Source organism: Nostoc sp. UIC 10607 (genome assembly GCF_047228265.1).
Taxonomy (GTDB): Bacteria; Cyanobacteriota; Cyanobacteriia; order Cyanobacteriales; family Nostocaceae; genus Nostoc; species Nostoc foliaceum_A.
In genome coordinates this window covers 247,848-266,686 of sequence record NZ_JBIQNW010000006.1, presented here as the reverse complement: position 1 = coordinate 266,686, position 18,839 = coordinate 247,848, and the positions used below count along the sequence as shown (strand labels likewise).

13 protein-coding genes and 1 CRISPR repeat array are annotated in these 18,839 nt (G+C 42.2%); of the genes, 8 read left to right on the top strand and 5 right to left on the bottom strand.

Annotation, left to right across the window (positions count from 1 at the left end; all coding sequences use genetic code 11):
• Positions 1-66 precede the first annotated feature (66 nt).
• A CRISPR array of direct repeats spans positions 67-752; the repeat unit is 37 nt; unit sequence GTTTCAATCCCTAATAGGGATTTTGATGAATTGCAAT.
• 302 nt (positions 753-1,054) lie between these two features.
• Positions 1,055-2,146: an alanine dehydrogenase gene (gene ald / locus ACEYW6_RS08605; protein ID WP_412979362.1), complete on the bottom strand. Its 1,092-nt coding sequence runs from the start codon at positions 2,144-2,146 to the stop codon at positions 1,055-1,057.
• A 569-nt stretch (positions 2,147-2,715) separates the two neighbouring features.
• On the opposite strand from ald, the gene ACEYW6_RS08600 reads away from it, so the two are divergent.
• From ACEYW6_RS08600 to ACEYW6_RS08575, 6 genes are all read left to right on the top strand, one after another.
• On the top strand, positions 2,716-2,886 hold the full coding sequence (locus tag ACEYW6_RS08600; RefSeq protein ID WP_012410338.1) for a chlorophyll a/b-binding protein: 171 nt from the start codon (positions 2,716-2,718) through the stop codon (positions 2,884-2,886).
• A 364-nt stretch (positions 2,887-3,250) separates the two neighbouring features.
• Complete coding sequence (locus ACEYW6_RS08595) at positions 3,251-3,544, top strand: hypothetical protein (RefSeq protein WP_412979361.1); 294 nt, start codon at positions 3,251-3,253, stop codon at positions 3,542-3,544.
• 136 nt (positions 3,545-3,680) lie between these two features.
• Positions 3,681-4,688 carry a WD40 repeat domain-containing protein gene (locus ACEYW6_RS08590; RefSeq protein ID WP_412979371.1) on the top strand — a complete coding sequence of 336 codons (1,008 nt, stop codon included), beginning with the start codon at positions 3,681-3,683 and terminating at the stop codon, positions 4,686-4,688.
• Between the two features lie 740 nt (positions 4,689-5,428).
• The gene (locus tag ACEYW6_RS08585; RefSeq protein ID WP_412979360.1) at positions 5,429-6,481 is read left to right on the top strand and encodes a permease; all 1,053 of its coding nucleotides are present in this window, start codon (positions 5,429-5,431) and stop codon (positions 6,479-6,481) included.
• An 83-nt stretch (positions 6,482-6,564) separates the two neighbouring features.
• Complete coding sequence (locus ACEYW6_RS08580; protein ID WP_412979359.1) at positions 6,565-7,338, top strand: TIGR03943 family putative permease subunit; 774 nt, start codon at positions 6,565-6,567, stop codon at positions 7,336-7,338.
• Positions 7,339-7,411: 73 nt separating this feature from the next.
• Complete coding sequence (locus ACEYW6_RS08575; RefSeq protein ID WP_196509700.1) at positions 7,412-8,911, top strand: Ig-like domain-containing protein; 1,500 nt, start codon at positions 7,412-7,414, stop codon at positions 8,909-8,911.
• Positions 8,912-9,342: 431 nt separating this feature from the next.
• Here ACEYW6_RS08575 and ACEYW6_RS08570 read toward each other — a convergent pair whose 3' ends face one another.
• From ACEYW6_RS08570 to ACEYW6_RS08560, 3 genes are all read right to left on the bottom strand, one after another.
• Positions 9,343-10,134, bottom strand: a complete 792-nt coding sequence (locus ACEYW6_RS08570; RefSeq protein WP_412979358.1) for a sulfite exporter TauE/SafE family protein — start codon at positions 10,132-10,134, stop codon at positions 9,343-9,345.
• 36 nt (positions 10,135-10,170) lie between these two features.
• Entirely contained in the window at positions 10,171-11,457 is a 1,287-nt protein-coding gene (locus ACEYW6_RS08565; protein ID WP_412979357.1) for a sulfite oxidase, read from the bottom strand.
• A gap of 129 nt (positions 11,458-11,586) precedes the next feature.
• On the bottom strand, positions 11,587-13,041 hold the full coding sequence (locus ACEYW6_RS08560) for an aminotransferase class V-fold PLP-dependent enzyme (protein WP_412979356.1): 1,455 nt from the start codon (positions 13,039-13,041) through the stop codon (positions 11,587-11,589).
• A gap of 1,009 nt (positions 13,042-14,050) precedes the next feature.
• Here ACEYW6_RS08560 and ACEYW6_RS08555 point away from each other — a divergent pair.
• Positions 14,051-15,598 (top strand): hypothetical protein, encoded by a 1,548-nt coding sequence (locus tag ACEYW6_RS08555; RefSeq protein ID WP_412979355.1) that lies wholly within the window; start codon positions 14,051-14,053, stop codon positions 15,596-15,598.
• 42 nt (positions 15,599-15,640) lie between these two features.
• On the opposite strand, the gene ACEYW6_RS08550 is transcribed toward ACEYW6_RS08555, so the two are convergent.
• Positions 15,641-17,758, bottom strand: a complete 2,118-nt coding sequence (locus tag ACEYW6_RS08550) for an NAD(P)/FAD-dependent oxidoreductase (protein WP_412979354.1) — start codon at positions 17,756-17,758, stop codon at positions 15,641-15,643.
• A 160-nt stretch (positions 17,759-17,918) separates the two neighbouring features.
• On the opposite strand from ACEYW6_RS08550, the gene ACEYW6_RS08545 reads away from it, so the two are divergent.
• Complete coding sequence (locus ACEYW6_RS08545; protein ID WP_190892964.1) at positions 17,919-18,152, top strand: hypothetical protein; 234 nt, start codon at positions 17,919-17,921, stop codon at positions 18,150-18,152.
• The last annotated feature ends 687 nt before the right edge of the window (positions 18,153-18,839 follow it).

The following is an 18,839-nucleotide window of genomic DNA, read 5'->3' as shown; positions in this document are numbered from 1 at the left end:
CCTTGTCGTTCTCACTTTGAGTTATATACAATTATTTGTATTTTTTTCTCAAAAACGAGTCGCACTGTTTCTATCCCTAATAGGGATTTTGATGAATTGCAATGTTGGGCACCTGGTAGCCCTAGCGATCGCTGATGCGTCTGTTTCAATCCCTAATAGGGATTTTGATGAATTGCAATTACCTGATAGCTTTGGCACTTTGGACGCTGAGATTGTTTCAATCCCTAATAGGGATTTTGATGAATTGCAATCAAATGATCCGTTTAGACCACGGGGACGGCTACCAGTTTCAATCCCTAATAGGGATTTTGATGAATTGCAATTCAGCCTCAATAGCCCCGGCTGGGATAACCAACGTTTCAATCCCTAATAGGGATTTTGATGAATTGCAATAAGAATTAAAACATTTAGCGCTCTATCAAGTTGCGTTTCAATCCCTAATAGGGATTTTGATGAATTGCAATAATAATGTTTAGCAATGTTAATATTGCTGCATTGCTGTTTCAATCCCTAATAGGGATTTTGATGAATTGCAATCTGCTGATTTAGCTTATTCAAGATTGCCAACGGGGTTTCAATCCCTAATAGGGATTTTGATGAATTGCAATCAGTTATAGTTTCCATTGGGATGCTAGTTTTTATGTTTCAATCCCTAATAGGGATTTTGATGAATTGCAATTTCACACCAGTGCATTGTAGTAGCTGTTCTTGTCGTGTTTCAATCCCTAATAGGGATTTTGATGAATTGCAATAGCTGGTGTCTGAAAGTGCTGCTGTATTTGGTTTTCAAGGTGCAGTTGCGCGAACTACTGAATCATAACATAGGGAATAGTCATAGCACCAGATGCAAATCGTTGAAAACCAGTCCCTATAAAGTGCGCGGATGGTTTAAAAGTACAATTGCTCTGAAAGTCTTGTATAGATGGAGCGTGCAGCCTTTTTTTGCCCCTTCTCATTTTGTACACCTACCCATCCGCGCATTTGGCAAGAAAATTAGTCTGATTCTTGAGAACTAGCTCTATTAAAATAAGCGATCGCTTAATACTTGCACACCTTAATTTACCAAATCAGGGAATACCTCTTGTACAGCAGGATGCACTAAGTGATGATTCTGCACATTCACACCCTTAGCTAATGCTGGATTAACTTCCAGTGCCTTAATTCCCAAATTCGCTAATTGGATGACATAAGGTAATGTACTGTTGTTGAGTGCCTGGGTTGCTGTCCAAGGTACTGCTCCTGGCATGTTAGGAACGCCATAATGCACCACACCTTCTTCAAGGTATACCGGATTGGTGTGGGATGTGGGGTGTAAAGTTTCTATACAACCGCCTTGGTCAACAGCAACATCAACTATTACAGAACCAGGACGCATTTGTTTAACCAATTCGCGGGATACTAGTATTGGTGCTCTACGTCCTAACACTAACACTGCACCGATCAGCAAATCGGCTTCAATGACTGCGGCTTCAATATGAGCAGAGTTGCTGTAAAGCAATTCAACTCTAGAGCCAAACAGGGTTTCTAAGTAAGATAAGCGCTCGACACTCACATCTAAAATCTGGACGCTAGCACCTACGCCCACGGCAATTTTAGCTGCTTCTGTGCCAACAACGCCGCCACCTAAAATTACTACTTTGCCCGGTTTGACTCCAGGTACACCGCCCAAAAGGACTCCTCTACCACCTTGTTGACGCTCTAAAAATCTGGCCCCAAATTGTACTGCTAGCCGACCGGCAATCACGCTCATGGGGGTGAGCAAGGGTAGTCTGTTAGCACCAGGTTGTTCTACAGTTTCGTAAGCGATCGCACAAGTGCCACAATCAATTAAATGCTCTGTCAATTTGCGATCGGCTGCTAAATGTAAATAAGTAAATAATATCTGCCCTTTCTGCAAAAATTTATACTCAGATGTTAACGGCTCTTTGACTTTAACAACCAATTCTCGATTCCAAGCCGTTTCTGATGTGGGGACAATTTCGGCTCCAGCACTTCTGTAGTCGTCATCTGAGAATCCAGCACCATTACCTGCTTGCGTCTGGACGAAAATGCTATGATTATTTTCCCGCAGCACTCGCACACTAGAAGGACTTAACCCTACACGAAATTCTTGATCTTTATTTTCCTTTGGAACACCGATTTCCATATACTGCCTCTGATAATTTTTTTGTTTAACTGTAGCCTGCCAATCTGAAGCTTGCTACTGACTTATTACAGATAGCTGTATTAGAGATCGTTAATCTGTGTTCTAAGTTTCTCAATTTAATCTGAGTAGCCTCAAACTCTTACGCTTGACTATTGCCCCAGTATTTATACAATATATAAAGAATAGTAACAATTTATTAAAAAAGCGATTGTATAGCTCCCTACTAGGAAGCTTTTGCTGAATTTACCAAATCATCTTGGCATTTAAGCACTGCAATTAGCTTTTAAGCTACTCTAACTTTTCACGTCACCTGGAAAAGCCGACGAAAATCCTAATCCTCTAACCCCCTTAGCAATGTGGGAAGGGGAAAAATTCAAAGTCTCTGTCTTGTTAGGAGAGAGATTGAGAGAGAAGTTTTCCAGCGTGAAAAGTCAGATAAGCTACCAACTGTAGGGTAAAAGTTAAGGGAAAAAGAACAAGTCCATTCCTTTAACTTTTACCGCTGATCACCGACTTCTGCTGTGAAGTCTGATATCAAGTCCCGTTTGCCGAAAAAAGGTTTTTTAAAAATGACACAAACACAACCGACAATTACACCTAAACTAGAGGAGCCTAAGTTTGGCTTTAACGAATATGCTGAACGCTTGAATGGTCGAGCTGCAATGATTGGCTTCGCTTTGATGCTAGTGATTGAATATGTCACTAATCAAGGGGTGCTATCATGGCTGGGTCTGAAGTAGTGCGACCAACCAGCACAAGGTAGAAGTTGTAAGCTAGTAGTTAAAAGAGTTTCAACCAGCTGGAACCACCAGTTGGTTTTGACTTTAACAATTAATAGCGAAGTCCTTCGCCCTAGATACTTTAATTAGACTTATTCATAAATAATTGCCCTAGAATGTAAGCAAGAGAGGAATCGAAATATTTATTAGTGATTGAAATATCATAGACTTGCAACTAGTATGTGCAAGGCGATTAATGAGTAAACTTCCTCCCCTACTAAAGAAAATCATAATTAGTGTCTGCCTTGGATGAGAAAGGCAAATTACGGGTGAGGTATTCTTGGTAAATATACACAAAAGGTGAACTGGAACCAACCAAGCCGTGATGAATGCTGTATTACCTCGTTTTTTGAAGTCAACCTACCGAAAAGAGCCACTAATCAGTGTATTGATGACGATGGGCGTTATGGATGCCCTGATTGGCGGATTGAATGATAGCTGGTCGTTGTTTGCTTTTGGTTTGGGAACGGCAGGAATAGCGCTCGGCTTTAAGTTGTGGCGTATCCAGCAGCGTCGTCCTCTACCAGAGGAGCCTGTAGTGCAACATTATTTGCCCACTCGTTCTTCTAGTGCGCCTTTACCAATGTTAAGCGTTTCTAAGAAAAAACCACCTCTTTAGGAAGTGCAGAGTTATTACTTAATAACTCTGCAAAATGTATTGGGGTAACCGTATCTATAAAAAGTGAGGAAAAAGTGTGAGGAGTGAGGGAAGAGGTGGGCCTAATTTTCTGCGGCCGGATATTATCCTGGCATTTATGGCAGCTGTTGCCCTTCCAGTGACTACCTGGGAAGGGTTTTACATTCATCAAGCTCATGCTGCCATCGAAGTAACGCCAAACTCCCAAACCACCAGCAGCTTTGGTAATGCCCAACTACTTTACACACTCAGAGGACATAACGGAACTGTTAAATCTCTCGCTTTCAGTCCAGATAGCAGAATTCTGGTGAGTGGAGGTGCAGAAAACGAAGGTATAATTCGCCTCTGGAATCCAGCAAATGGCAAAAAGTTGGCAGATATTAACAAAGCACACAAAACAGCCGTAGAATCTTTAGTGATTTCGCCAGATGGGCAAACCCTCGTTAGCTGTAGTAATGACAATACGATTAACCTCTGGAGTCTGAAGAATTTTAAATTTAGCCGCTCTTTTGTAGGACATACCAGTAACGTATTATCTTTAGCAGTATCTCCTGATAGTAAAGTTCTCATCAGTGGAGCTTTGGATGGGATTCGGATATGGGATTTGTTACAGCAACGCCCTCTAGGGACTCTAGTACGCTTTGATAATTTGATTTATACCCTAGCCATTAGTCCTGATGGACAGACATTGGCTAGTGGTGACAATAAGGGTGTAATCAAGCTGTGGAGTTTGAGTACTGGTAAATTAATCAGTGAATTGGCAGCTCATTCTAATGGTGTTAGCGCTGTTATCTTTACACCAGATGGAGAAACATTAGTTAGTGCTAGCCGCGATCGCACAGTCAAACTGTGGAATATTAATACTGGAGAATTAGTCCGCACCCTCACAGGACATAATAACTGGGTAAATGCGATCGCTATTAATCCCGATGGACAAACCCTTGCTAGTGCCGGCAGAGATGGGATTAAGTTGTGGGATTTAACTACAGGCGAGTTAATAAATACACTGAGTGGGCATACAGACTGGGTGAGTGCGATCGCTTTTAGTCCAAATGGTAAAATTCTTGCCAGTGGCGGATTTGATCAACAAATCAAGATTTGGGGAACTTCACCAAAACGTAATTAACAGTGATTGCACAAAGTAATCATGAACTAGTGAATTATATCCCCGACTTCTTAAAGAAGTCGGGGATATAGATTTTCATACTCCTTCTGAGGCTTAGGGACTTGCGACTAACACCATTGAAAGACGCGAAGTCAGCCACTCATAGGGGTTTCCCCAATCGTGCTAGCTCACCCCGCGGATTCTCCGTTGTAGTGACTACCGTCCAGGTTTATACCCTAATGGTGATTTTTAGACAAAAGAGTTATCAGAATTTACCATGTTTGCTAAACTTTGGTCTTGCATTTTTAGAGTTTTTATAGTACAAAATCAACCAAAGCTCAGATCACATTTTGCTAGAACTATCCAAAATCAATGAAGGTAACAACCAAGAGCGATCCCCAAATGTTCAATAACTGTAAATACTTGATGAAAATACAGCCAAGCTAATATCTTATCCAGCAAATTACTGTAAGTATAAACATAGGTAATTTAAAATCATCTATGCAGCTACTTGCCCTCTAGAATGGAACAATTTCTGAACTTAGACAATCTTAGAAATGGTCATCGTCAGTAAATGCACTCAGGTAAATATCACTATCTTGGCTGAAACAAAGGTTTGTAGCGCTTAAGCGTTAGTTCCAACGTAGAACAACTTGCTACTTAAATAATGTTTAATTTTCCCGAACTGCTTTTGATCCCCATTTCGATAGAATGACTAGGCAGAACCCTAAAACTCAAAACCGCTTTTGACTGCGACGCCCATGAATCAATTGAACAATGGTTTTACGCTATTTTTAAGTCTGCTAGTCGAGGCGATGCCTTTTTTGCTTCTTGGGGTTTTATTCTCCAGTTTGCTGCTATTTTTTGTTGATGAGCGCAAATTAGTAGAAAAAATGCCCACAAATCCGCTGCTGGGTGCTTTAGTTGGCAGCATGATCGGCTTTTTATTTCCGGTGTGTGAGTGCGGGAATGTACCGGTAGCGCGGCGGTTCCTAATGCAGGGAGTACCCACACCAGTCGCAATTGGTTTTTTGCTAGCAGCACCAACAATTAACCCAGTTGTAATTTGGGCAACTTGGACAGCATTTCGAGATCAGCCAGAAATAGTAGTCTTACGAGTCGTATTTTCTCTAGCAATAGCCACAATTATCGGGTTTGTTTTCAGTTTTCAAAAGGACTTAAATCCCATAGTCCAACCTGCGATCGCTCGTTATTTGAAGTATAATCCACCCGCACAACCTGAAACCAAACGCCGTGGTAAGCGTTACCAAGTACAACAGGAAGCAACAGTACCGAATCTCTTGCAATCGGGGACTTATATCTTAGGAGGAAAAGCAGGTATACCTCTGCGGATAGATCCTAATGTGGTACCGCCTACCATAATTTCTACTGCCAGTAAACCGCTTGCAGATAAACTGCGCTTAGTAGTGGATAATAGCATCCAAGAATTGCGGGAATTGGGCGGAGTAATGATTTTAGGAAGTGCGATCGCTGCTGCTATTCAAGTCCTAGCTCCCCGCGAATTAATTCTCAGTTTGGGGGCTGGTCCCATTAGCTCAATTGTAGTCATGCTGATATTAGCAGTAGTGGTGTCAATTTGTTCTACAGTCGATTCTTTCTTCGCCTTATCTTTTGCCTCAACCTTTAGCAGCGGTTCATTGTTGGCATTTCTGGTGTTTGGGCCAATGATTGACATCAAAAGTGTTGGTTTGATGTTATCTATTTTTAAACCCAAAACTATCTTTTACTTATTTGCTTTAGCAGCACAACTGACATTTTTGTTCACTCTTTTCCTGAACTTGCACGTCTTTTAAAAAAATATTTGTCATTTGTCATTTCTCCTTTCTTATGACTAATGACCAATGACTAATGACTAATGACTAATGACTAATGAGAAATGGCTAACAAAAATCCCAAATCTAAAATTCCAAATCAGTTACTCCCTTGGCTGGATGCTTTAGCAATTACAGCTTGGGGCGTTTTGATGTTGAGATATTGGTTAACTAACAAGCTGAACCTGTTGATTCACCCAAATTACTTTTGGTTAGTGATTGTGGCTGGTATCAGTTTCATCATTATTGGTTTGTTCAAGATGCAGGAACTTTGGCAAAGGCGTCGCCGTAATGTTACGCCAAACACCCAGCATATTAGTTTATTTCCCCCTGGTTGGGGCAGTGCTTTGTTGTTGACTACGGCAATTCTGGGTTTTATCATTACACCGCAAGTTTTTGCTAGTGACAAAGCACTCCAAAGGGGTGTGACATCTGATTTATTGGGAAGCACACGTGTTAAACCCCAAGCTTTTCGGGTTACTGTTCGTCCAGAAGAGCGATCGCTTGTAGACTGGGTACGCACCGTCAATGTCTATCCAGAGCCAGATGCATATACAGGGCAAAAAGTCAAGGTGCAGGGATTTGTGATCCACCCGCCGGATATAGGAAAAGAATATTTGTTTTTAGCACGATTTGTCTTAACTTGCTGTGCAGCAGATGCTTACCCTGTGGGATTGCCCGTTAAACTACAAAATAATCAAGAGCGTTATTCTCCTGATACCTGGCTGGAAGTTGAAGGACAAATGGTCACAGAAAATTTGGCAGGTAAACGCCAACTTACCATTGCCGCTACCTCTTTCAAAAAAATTCCTCAACCACAGAATCCTTATAGTTATTAGTTATTAGTCATTAGTAATTTGTTGATGACCAATGCCTAATGCCCAATTCCCAATGCCCAACGTTTAACGACAAATGACTAAATCTAAAGCATTTATCCAACCACTGGATCGCATAGCGATCGCACTGATGCTACTGCTGAGTGTGCTGATTGGGTTACTTATATTGCAAGGTGATGTAATAACTGCTCGTGTCCGGGAATTTACTTGGCAAAATCAACAAATTGGGGCAGAAGATAACTCCTTCACCCTCACCTTCAGTCGCCCAATGGAAGTAAAAAGTGTAGAGGAGAACTTGAAAATCGAGCCACCTCTAGCAGGTAAATTCAGTTGGGCAGGGCGGCGAATGGTTTATACACTGGTGACGCCGGCACCCTATGGCACGAATTATAAAGTGCAGTTACAGGGAGCCAAAGATCAGTTTGCGGAGCAAGAAGGCAAAAATCGAGTAATACAGCCCTTTACAGGTAGCTTCCGCACACGCGATCGCGTCATTCTTTACATAGGAACCGATCAAGAAGAACAGGGACGATTAGTTCTTTACAACTTAACCGAAGAACAAAAAAGGCTACTTACCCCCAAAGACCTGATAGTAATGGACTTTGAGTCGTTTCCTGATGGAGAGAAAATTTTATTTTCTGCTCGTACCACCAATAACCAAGACTTACTATCAGCCCAACTTTACACAGTGACAACAGGCGTTTCTGGTAAATCTGGACAAGAAGTAGAACCAGCAGGTAGAGTTGACCTGATTTTAGATAGCAAAGATTATCAAAACCTGAAATTTGACTTATCACCTGATGGGCAAACTATTGTGATCCAGCGGGGAAACAAAACTAATCCCGGCGACTTTGGACTATGGTTTATGCCAGCAACCAGCGACGCTTCAGCAGAAAAACCTACCCCTAAACGTTTGGAAAGCCAACCTGGGGGAGACTTTATGATCACCCCAGATAGTAAAGCCGTAGCAGTTGCCCAAGGGCAGGGAGCAGCCATCCTACCACTGCAAGGTGATGCCAGTAAACCCCTAGATTTTCTACCGCAGTTTGGTTTGGTACAGGCTTTCTCCAAAGATGGCTCTCAAGCAGCGATGGTAAAGTTTAATACAGATTACACACGAGATTTGTTTTTGGTGACAAACCAAGGTGTGCAGAAACAACTATTAAAAACAACAGGCTCAATTCTCAGCTGCCAATTTGATATTGCCTCACCTACCATCTACTGCTTGTTGACACAGCTAGTATCCAAGGAACAATACATAGAACAGCCTTATGTGGTGGCAATCGATCTGAAAACCGGGCAACAGAAGCCACTGCTAGTACTGCCTCCCGCTCAACGGAATGTGCAAATGAGTTTATCTGCCGATGGTTTAGGCTTGTTATTTGACCAAGTAGTACCGCAAACAAATACGACAGCATCATTACCCCCAAATACTTTGAAAACTGATGATGGAGATGCGATCGCAACCAGTAGTCTGTGGTTAATGCCTTTGTTGCCCATCGCCGATGCTGCGACTGTTGAAATTAGACCAGAACAACTCCCCTTAGCCGGATTTCGTCCGCGGTGGCTACCTTGAGATAATAATTCGTAATTCGTAATTGTGAGTAGCAAGCCTCTCACTGGTTTTGGGAACATCCCAAATGTGCAAGTTTAATTTACATATGGGATTGCGACTTACCACAGAGGATAAAAACGAACCACAAAGGACACAAAGGGAAGAGGATTTAAAAGGGTTTTTGCGTCAGTCCGGTATATTTTTGCCAAATTTGGATGCTCTCCAGTTTTCCTACAAAGTACAGCAGTTTTCTTTTGCATGAAGTACAAAGCTACGGGTTTTGAGGCAGGAGGTAGAAACTGTTTATATCTGATTTGGATTCCTGCATTCTGTACCTCATTTACTTGCAAACTGCTGTATGTGGTTAAAATAAATGAACTCTTGTAATTACGAATTACGAATTACGAATTACGAATTACGTTAGCGTAGCGGTAGCGAGTGTTGGAGCGTCATTACGAATTAGTAATTATTTGTTGATAGTTTATCCAAGCTTCCCAAAAAATATAGATTGATAGTATTCCTAAGAAGATACGAAGCACTAAGCTTACAGTAGAATCTGGTAGTTTTGGTAATGTGCGAGTACTCATTTGAACACCTAAAAGACCACCACATCCCAAAACGATACCTTGAGCAAATAGAATATTTCCCTCTAATGTGTGGCCTGTACAGGCAGCTAAAGCAGTGATGACAATCACGCCCAAACTAGTCTGAATTGCTACTTTAATTTCTTCTCCCAGTAGTAACATTTGCAGTGGCACCATAATTGTACCGCCACCTAAGCCAAACAAACCTGCTAAAATTCCGGCTGCTCCCCCAGTGCCAATTTTATAAACTAATGGGTTAAATACTAGGGCTGTATTCTCTATTTCCTTGAAGGACAGTTGCTTGCGAAGCTCAATCAAATAGATATTAGCAAGTAGTATGATACCAAATGTAAAGAGTATTATATAGGATGGAATTTTATTAGCAAAATAGACACCTATTCCAGTAGTTAGGAAAGCTGGAATTCCTAAATAAGTTACTCGTTTAAAGTCAAAGTAACCCATCCACCAATTCTGCAAACTTCCAGAAATTGAAGTAATCACAATAGCAAGGCTACTAGTAGCGATCGCCTGAATGGGAGTATAACCTAGTGTGACTAAAAGAGGAATTGTGATAATACCGCCACCTATTCCTAAAAGTCCAGCTATGACTCCAGATATTAGGCCTCCAGTTACTAAAATCAACCAACTAAAATCAATCATAAATAGGTCTTTTTCTAGAGAACTGATTTACTGTGATTAACCTTGTACTGTCACTGGATGACTAACAACGCCTCCATAAAGTAATCCAGAATCATTCCACGGAACTGTACTCGGTTGTGTATTACCTAAATTGTCAGTAGCAATAGCTTGGAGAAAATATTCCCCAGGAAGTGGGTTCCACTCAATGTCCCACCGTACCCATGCAAATGGAAAGTTTGGTTCTCTCAGTCGTGCAAGTTGCCAAGTTTTACCACCATCCAGGCTAACTTCTACACGGACAATCTTTCCTTTCCCAGACCAAGAACGTCCACGTAGTAAGTGACTTCTAGCAGAAAGCGTAGCTGGCCAAGCCAACTCAAAGGCGCTCTTAACATTTTGGTAGGTAATCAGCTTACCTTTATACGGGGCGATCACTGGGTAGTCTGCACCAACCAATACCATCTGTTCCGTTACCCACTGGGTATATATCGGTGTTTCAGAAACCTCCATCCGCTCAATCCATTTAACGTTGGCGTTTCCTCCCCAACCAGGAAATAAGGCACGGCATGGCTGACCGTGATCTGGAGGTAATGGTTCTCCATTCATTGCATAGACGAGAAGCGAGTTATCTGCTAATGCCTTGCTAATCGGAACTACATTGTTGAACTTGGATTTATTCGTCCCCTTTGAGTCCAGCGAATCCACATCTGCGCCCTCAACGAGTACGTCTTTTGCTGTGGATTTCAGTCCAGCTCGCTCTAATAATATGCCAAGTGGTACACCAGTCCACTCAGCCACACCAATAGCCCCAAGCCTCCATCGTGCGCCAGAGAGTGGTGTGTTGTAAGCCTCTTCAAAGAAGCGCCGACCATTAGCAGCACACTCAATGGCACAAGTGACTGAGATGGAGGGCATAGCGATGATTTCATCGTAGGTAAACTTGCAGGGGGCAGAAACGCCAGTTCCATGAATTTGCAAACGCCATGTAGATGGGTCAAACTGAGGAGGTGTACTGCGGTTATGAACATAGAACCAATCATTTGGTACTAAATAACCACGCCCATACATCGCTTCCCAGTTCATCTCTAATGTGCCTCTGCTATGAGAGATATACCCTGGTGGCAATGGCTTAAGTATTTTGCTGCCCTTGGTTTTAACAGCTGCCTGACTATGAGCAGGCGCAGGTTTAGCTAATCCTCCAATGGCTGTTGCACCAACCATAGTGGCTAGTATTTGCAGAAAGCGCTGGCGCGAAATACCTGCATCTGTACTTTTTTGCCAGATGCACTGCTCAACCCGTGCTTGTAGATAATCCTCCTGGTCAAAGAGGTTTTCATCGCTCAAGCTCTTACCCCCTTTTAATTCGTAATTCGTAATTCGTAATTTAAGACACAGAGATGAGGGAGTCAGAGCAAGCAAAAAATTTTTCTCCCCTGCCCCTGCCCCTCTGCTTCTTTCCATGCCCTGAAAAGACTAGCTGTTTACCGCTGTCCAAACACCAGTTATTTCATCTTGTGTGTAGCTGGGCAAATAGTGAGCCAATCCGTTTTTAGCTATTTGAGCGATCGCATCTATAAAGCGATCGCAATCTTCAAATGTATTATATACAGCAAAGCTAGCTCGGATAATACTAGGAATGTTACGCGTAATTCCTCTGTCTACTTCCTGAGCAATCTCGTAGTCTTGCTCATCCGAAACATTCTTGAGTTTGCGAATATATTCATAAGTGCAGAAAGCCCCAGCCCGAACCCCAATGCCGTATTCTTGTGCCAGAATCTCTGCCACTAAGCGTCCATCAAACCCATCAATATCAAAGGGAATAACATGGGCTAAATCATCTCCTGGGATATGTAATTTAACTTCAGGAACCAGCCGAAGCCGTGTATATGTGAATTCAACTAGAGAGTGTTCATACTGAGCAATGCGATCGCGTCCTAGGGCTTCGATAATTTCAATCGCCTTGGCAATAGCGATCGCACCCATAGCGTTTGGTGTTCCAGGGTCATGGGCTCGTTCTGTATAAAAACGCTTGATCTCTAGATTTCTAGTGATATAAGGCAGATTTCCACCGCCGATTTGATAAGGGTAAGAACTATCAAAAAATTCTTTTGGCCCCAGCAGAACCCCAGTTCCGTAGGGTGCATACATCTTGTGTCCAGAGAAAGCCACAAAATCTAAATGACATGGGTCATCATCTGCACGCATATCGACTCGTTCATGCTGAATTAACTGACACACGTCGGCAAATATTTTAGCACCATACCGATGTGCTAAAGCTGCAATTTCGTAAATCGGGGGTCTGTAACCTGTAATTGTCGAAGCACCTGTAATAGTTACCAACTTAATTTGTTCGGCTTCGGGGAGATTTTGGTGTGCCTTGAAGATATCTTCAATTTCTGTAACACTTACACTTCCATCCGGCTGGGTTCTGTACTGCACAACTTCGTCTCTAGTAACCCAAGGCAGCAGGTTGGACGAATGCTCAATATCAGAAACTAAGATTTTCCCAGGTTTTTTTGCCCAAAGTGTAGCAGCTCCATTAATTGCTTCTGTTGTATTCTTCGCAAAGATTACATAGTTGTCTAAAGATGATCCCACAAAGTCCCGAATGATGTTCCGGCTAGCGTCATATTCTCGTGTAGTGATGATGGACTTTTGCCCAGAACCTCGATGCACACTACCATATGTGTCAAGCATCTCGTCCACATGCTGCTTGAGGTTTGCAAAGGGAGTGGTTGTAGCTCCATTATCCAAGTTGACGTACTTGACATATTTTCCGTTAAGAGTTTTCACTCTGAAAGATAGAGACTCATCTGTAAATAAAGGTCTAATTTCTTTGTCCCAAAAACTGTCAAAATTTTCTGCAACTAGCGGTAATTGGGCAGCTTCCTGCTTTATGTTTGCACCCATTGCAAGTACGTCAGTCATCTTTAGCACCCTATTTTAAAATTTTACTTTTTAGACAAACCTAACTGCTACAACGCCTTATCTAACGCAATAATCACATTAATCAGTAGTAATTATGGTCTTTATAATTACTTTGCTGCTAGTAGAAAACTCGGTTATTCCAACTATTCTTTAATAAATTAATTAAAAATGGTATCAGAATTAATACTTAATTTAAATTTATTTTTAGTAATTTTATATACATTGTAAAAAATATCAACAAGTAGTCAAGTATACTTTAAAGAATTTTCTTGTAGTCATTAAACAAACTTGACGCATTGAATGTAAGTTGTTAGAAAAAGCTTCTCGCTAACTAAGCCTAAAATTCCTTACTAGGACTGTATTTACCGATAAAATAGCCCATATTAAGTTGAGATTACTCTTTAAAAAAGTTTTATGATTACACTTAGACTATTTAGTGCGTTAAATTAACAAATTTACCCGTATTTACACGTAATTGTCATTATTTCCTAACATTACAGTTCTAGCAGAAGTTCTTAGTTGTTTGCCGACATTAAATAGCGATCGCTAAAATGACAGATTTATCATCAAATAGTAGATACTTGTACTGACATCAGCCCTAAGTAATAAATGAGGCAGTATAAAAATGTATTATTCAATACATTTTTATTTAGGCCTTAGGACAGATGCGTCTATAAATAAAAAAGTATATTGTGAGGCAGTTTTTTCATATACAAAAACTTCATCAGCCAATACAGTTTAGTTTTTAAGTATCAAGTTTCTCTTTTCTCCCGCCTATCACCAGAGGCGGTTTGAGTTCCCCTTCCGCCTCGTCTTGACGGGGAAGAGCATCATAGTGTTATAACGGCATCAGTCTAGATACAAAATGGGTAACACCAATTGATGATTAATTGCTGGTGCTTAGAGAGAGTTAAACTTAGCTTCTAGAGCAAACCCTGATTAGACAGAGTTCATAAGCAATGCTAATGCCAGCACTGCTGAATATTTTTAAGCAGGTGGGTCAAGAGTGATGAATGAAGCTGACACCTCAAACAAGGGGGCTGTGATGGAATCCCTAAATTCTGCTAATTCGCCACAATTAGATCAGGCGAGTTGTCCCTTTTACTCAGTTGTGCCTAATGACAATATGGCAGTAAAAAAACTGCCACTCCTCATGCCAGCTGAAGACACACAATTTTCAAAAGATACCACCCAGCAGGACTGGGTTGCAGAGCCTGAAAGCGGCAAGCAAGCACTTATTGACTCAGAATTTCAGAACCTGCTGGCATTGAACGAAGAATTGCGTGCGGCTAACAATAACTTGTATGAGCAAGTGGAGCAGCTAAAAGACAACTTAGCTGAGTCTGAAAAGGTTTTGCAGTGGCAGAAAACGCGTTCCAGCGTTACTGAGTCGATGCTCAACCAACACGCTCAAGAACTGGCTGCGGCTCAAGAACAGATAAAGTCCCTATTTCAACAATTAGAAACTGCTGTACAAACTGTTCAACGCCAGGAAATTTTCACTGAAACTTATAAAGTACAGCTACAAATTAGCCAACAACGTCTAGCCCAGTTAGAGCGAGAATGTACGTTGTTACACACTAACAACAGCGAACAGTCCCAGCAGCTATTGCAATCAGAAACTGTTTGTCGGGAGTTACGTACTAGACTGATGCGACAACAACGCCAGACGCTGCAATTTAAAGCAGCTCTAGAAAAATGTTTGGATACATCGGTTCCTAGCTATGATTCCCTAGACGATACTGCAAAACATCCTAAAGACATAACTAGTGGACAAGGAAGATTTTCTAGAAAAGCTCGGTCTTTATTTCCTAACGCCCAGCCAATTCAACCTTGGTCAGCAGAACCAGAATCCTTGGATAATCTAGATAATTCTTGGGGCGAACCGTCAGCACCAATCCCATTCCAAAGAAATGAACCGACTCCGACACCATCATCTTCTTGGAACTGGTCAGTTAAGCAAAATACCCCAACACCAGAACCCAGCCCATCTCCAAAAGTTGATGATTCCCCAGACATACCAGAAGCTGTTTCAACTTCTGGGTCATCAAATTTAGATCAGCAATTAGATAGTCTAATCCAAATGTTCTTTACCTCTCAGTCAACATCTGTATCACCACCACCCGCGGCGAAAATGGATGTGGATAGTAATCAGGGTGATGCGCCTATCTGGGAGACTTTAACAACAATCCTAGAAGACGATGAGGAATTAGAAAATCCACAGGAGGAGCAGTTGGAAGCAGAAATTAATCCCTCTGTAACTATATCCGCTTCTTGGACGACAGATTCTGTGGTTTCATCAACCAATGACTTACCAGTTTCCTCTACTTCACCTCATACTGAGATGCCTGTTGAACAAACTGAAGACTACTGGTCAGAAGTTTCCCAATTGTCACAGTTAGAATTGTCAGCTACTGATTTCTCCCCAGAGTCATTGGGTGACAACACCAATGATACAAGTTCACCTTCACCTGTGGTTTATCCCCAGCGTCCACCCAAGGGGCGTAAATCATTGGCATCTGTGGAACTGCCGAATTTTCGCCCCAAGAGTCAATAGTTAGTTGTCATTAGTCATTTGTCAAATACCAATGACCAATGACTAATTAAGAATCCTTGCTTCTGACTTCGGAATTATGGCTTCTGGGTTGGCTTTTACTACTTGAGCGCGCGATCGCGGCTTACCTGTGGCGATCGCATAATTAATTGCCAATAGCCACAGCCACAAGCCTGGATTCCGGGGTTCGAGCCAAAAACCTACCCGGTTCAAGAAACGCCCGAACCACGGACTCAGCAAAGCACTAATCAGAGCATGACGACCGAAGTTGAAATAACTACCAAGCCATCGCCCTAAATCTCTAGGCCCAGCAAGTTCCCAAATCCACAAAAGCAAGGCAGGATTTTTTCTAGCTGCTTTGAGTGCTAGGCGGTTAAAGGTAAACCAATCACACCTATCTTTGATAAAGTTATCTGCTACTTCTTGGGGTTCGTCTGCTAACAGCCCAAAGAAGGTATTGAGCATGGAGTTAATCCGTTGGGGTGGTAAAAATTTCCCTGTGGGTACCATCATGCCTTTGGAAAATAGCCAAGTTACGGAAACGTTGCTTTGGTAGGCGCGAATTTGGTTCAAGTGTCGGAAACTTAACAAGTCATGTTTGAGAGCAGTATCCAACAGCGTTGTTAAACGCTCTAAGTTGCGGACTAAAGAACCAAAACCGGTGAAGACGAGGGGAGACTGGAGTGATGCGGCATCACCGATCGCAATCAATCGATCAAAGGCAACTGTGCGATCGCGACTTCCCATACTAAAATGCCCCGGTATGTACCCAAATGTCGGCTTTTTCCACACCAATTTGTCCATATCACACCTGCGATACTCTGGCAAAATTGTGAAAAAGTCCTCGTACATCTCTAACAAGGAACCGGGATTTTCAGCATTGACTTCGTGGTAGTGAAATAAATAAATTGTCAGTTCATCATCTGCTCCAGGAAACAATTCCCAAATCAACTGCCTTCCCCGCGAAATATCCCCATGACTGTAAAGAACGTCCCCATACTGGGAGTCCCATACCTCCGGCTCAAATCCGCTCTCAATTGCCGCTCCTACTGTCGGACATACACTATCAAAAGCACGACCACCATTTAATTGCCAAGCGATGGGGGATGCAGTTCCCATTGCATCTATTAGCAGCCGTCCACTTACTTGCTTCTCAACGTGACTGGGTAAGTGCTTGACTTTCAACAAAACTTGTGATATATCAATATCTGCACGGATAAACTCTGTTTCATCCCAGATTTCGCCGCCTGCTGCTTGCAGCTTTTGCCCACACATTTGGAGCCATTTTTCGGAATCTAAACCTAAATTTAGGACTGTGGGTGTGTGAAGGACGGGCGATCGCAGTTTGGATGGATTATTAGCATCGAAAAACTTATTGAATCCGTCTTTGTATTCCCTGGCAATGATGGTTTCTAACTCAGCGGGGGTAACTAAACCCAGGTTAACCAAGCTTTGAATCTCATCGCGGGAAATATTCCACTCCCGGTTCATCCGCCCAAAGGGCATTCGTTCTACCAGCAAGACTTTATATCCGAGTTTTGCCATCACTGCTGCATGGATCACACCTAGTGCGCCACCGATGTAGATGATGTCGTAAGTCGGAGTCTTATCTTCCCCTGCTTCCCTACCTCTTCCCTTATCCCCTTGAGTGGAAAACACAACCTGCCGGGGCTGCTGCGGATTCCGTACTCCTTCGCGCCATCGTTGTTCCCACCAGTAGGCACGCGTTAGGTCATATTCACCGTTGGGCATTTTCTGAAAATACTTGACGGTCAGGGGGTAAGCAGATTCTAGCGCTGCAAAAATCGATTGCTGGGATAAATCAATCGCTGGCGGTTCTGGGTAATGATGCCCAAAACGGTTTCTGATTTCTTTGGTTAGGCGTTGCAGAATTTGTCTCTCACTGGGAAAGGGTTGTTCTGCCCAACGAAACACTTTCAGATAGGTAGTTCGTTGCACCGACCAGACAAATACAGAAAGTTCCGCAGGCAAGTTTTCGGAAAGAGCCACCCCAGCCGATGTAGTAGCACTGGGCATTTTGAGGCGAAAGCCTTCCGAAGTAAGCACTTTTTCTCCATTTCCAGGTTCAAAATCTGTTTGTAGCCAGCTACGCACAGTTGCTATATCTGGAGTTGGAACTTCTAAATAAAGGATTTCTCTCATCGTTTCCTGACATCTCCGATCAATCTACTCACTAAGACAGATTTTATGAAGGCACAAAGTAAGGTAAACTCCGCCCTATTACTTTCGTAAAGATTCAGTGAAGAAATTTTAAGAATTTGTCAAATTTATTGTTCATTTTGTATTTCTGTAAACCCACGCCATGAATTATCCCATTCCAGACAGCCCCCAGGAAATTGTTGCCCTGCGACAACAGCCGATTGATGAAGAATTAGTTGCCAGTGCGATCGCTGGAGTTATTAAAATTGTCCGCGCTCAGGGTCAATCTTTGGAAGAACTAACCGCTCAGTTGTTAGCAGATGATTTACTGCTGGATCAGCAACAACGCCGCTGGTTAAGCCAATTAGTTGCCCAATCTTGGGAAAAGTTCTCCTAAAACCTTGTATATGATGAAGTTTTTGTCGCAGTATTATATTTCTAGGTCTGCACCTAAATGTTAGCGATGCCTGCGGCGGGCTGCGCCTACGCATTTTAGGTATAGGAGTAACATGTCTGGAATTGGCAATTGGGTTGCTATTTTTGCATTTACGGCAGAGAAGCCACTAACTTAACCATATCAGCACTGGGCACTAGAAACTCAATCAGATGCGTCAAAACCAGCCTAAGGATGAATTACTCAAAACGGTCAGCCTTCTGGATGAGTTGCCAGATCAGCTAGTTTTTTTGAGTAAATCGAAAGGTTGGAATTTTAATGTTTCATGTCGATTCATCTGCTAGCGATCGTCGGCGCTAAACACATTGCTAATCTTACTGATGAACGACGATGTATTCTTCAGTTTCTTGGTGTTCGTTGCCAAAAATATTATCTACTTACATGAGAAACCTGCGAAATGTAGGCTAAAGGGCAATAGGATTCAGATAAGCCTTTTTTTCACCCCCTGCACCCCTTACCAATTTCCTTAACTGAACCGTATTGGGCTAAAGGGTGGTTAAACGCCAAAAGTTATATTCAAGTTCGTAACGCATATCAGATTTTTTCTTTTCCTAAGTTGTTTAGGTAAGATTCTTTTTCACGAATCACTGAGGATTAATTAAGTAAAACTTATACAAAGTAAATAATCGA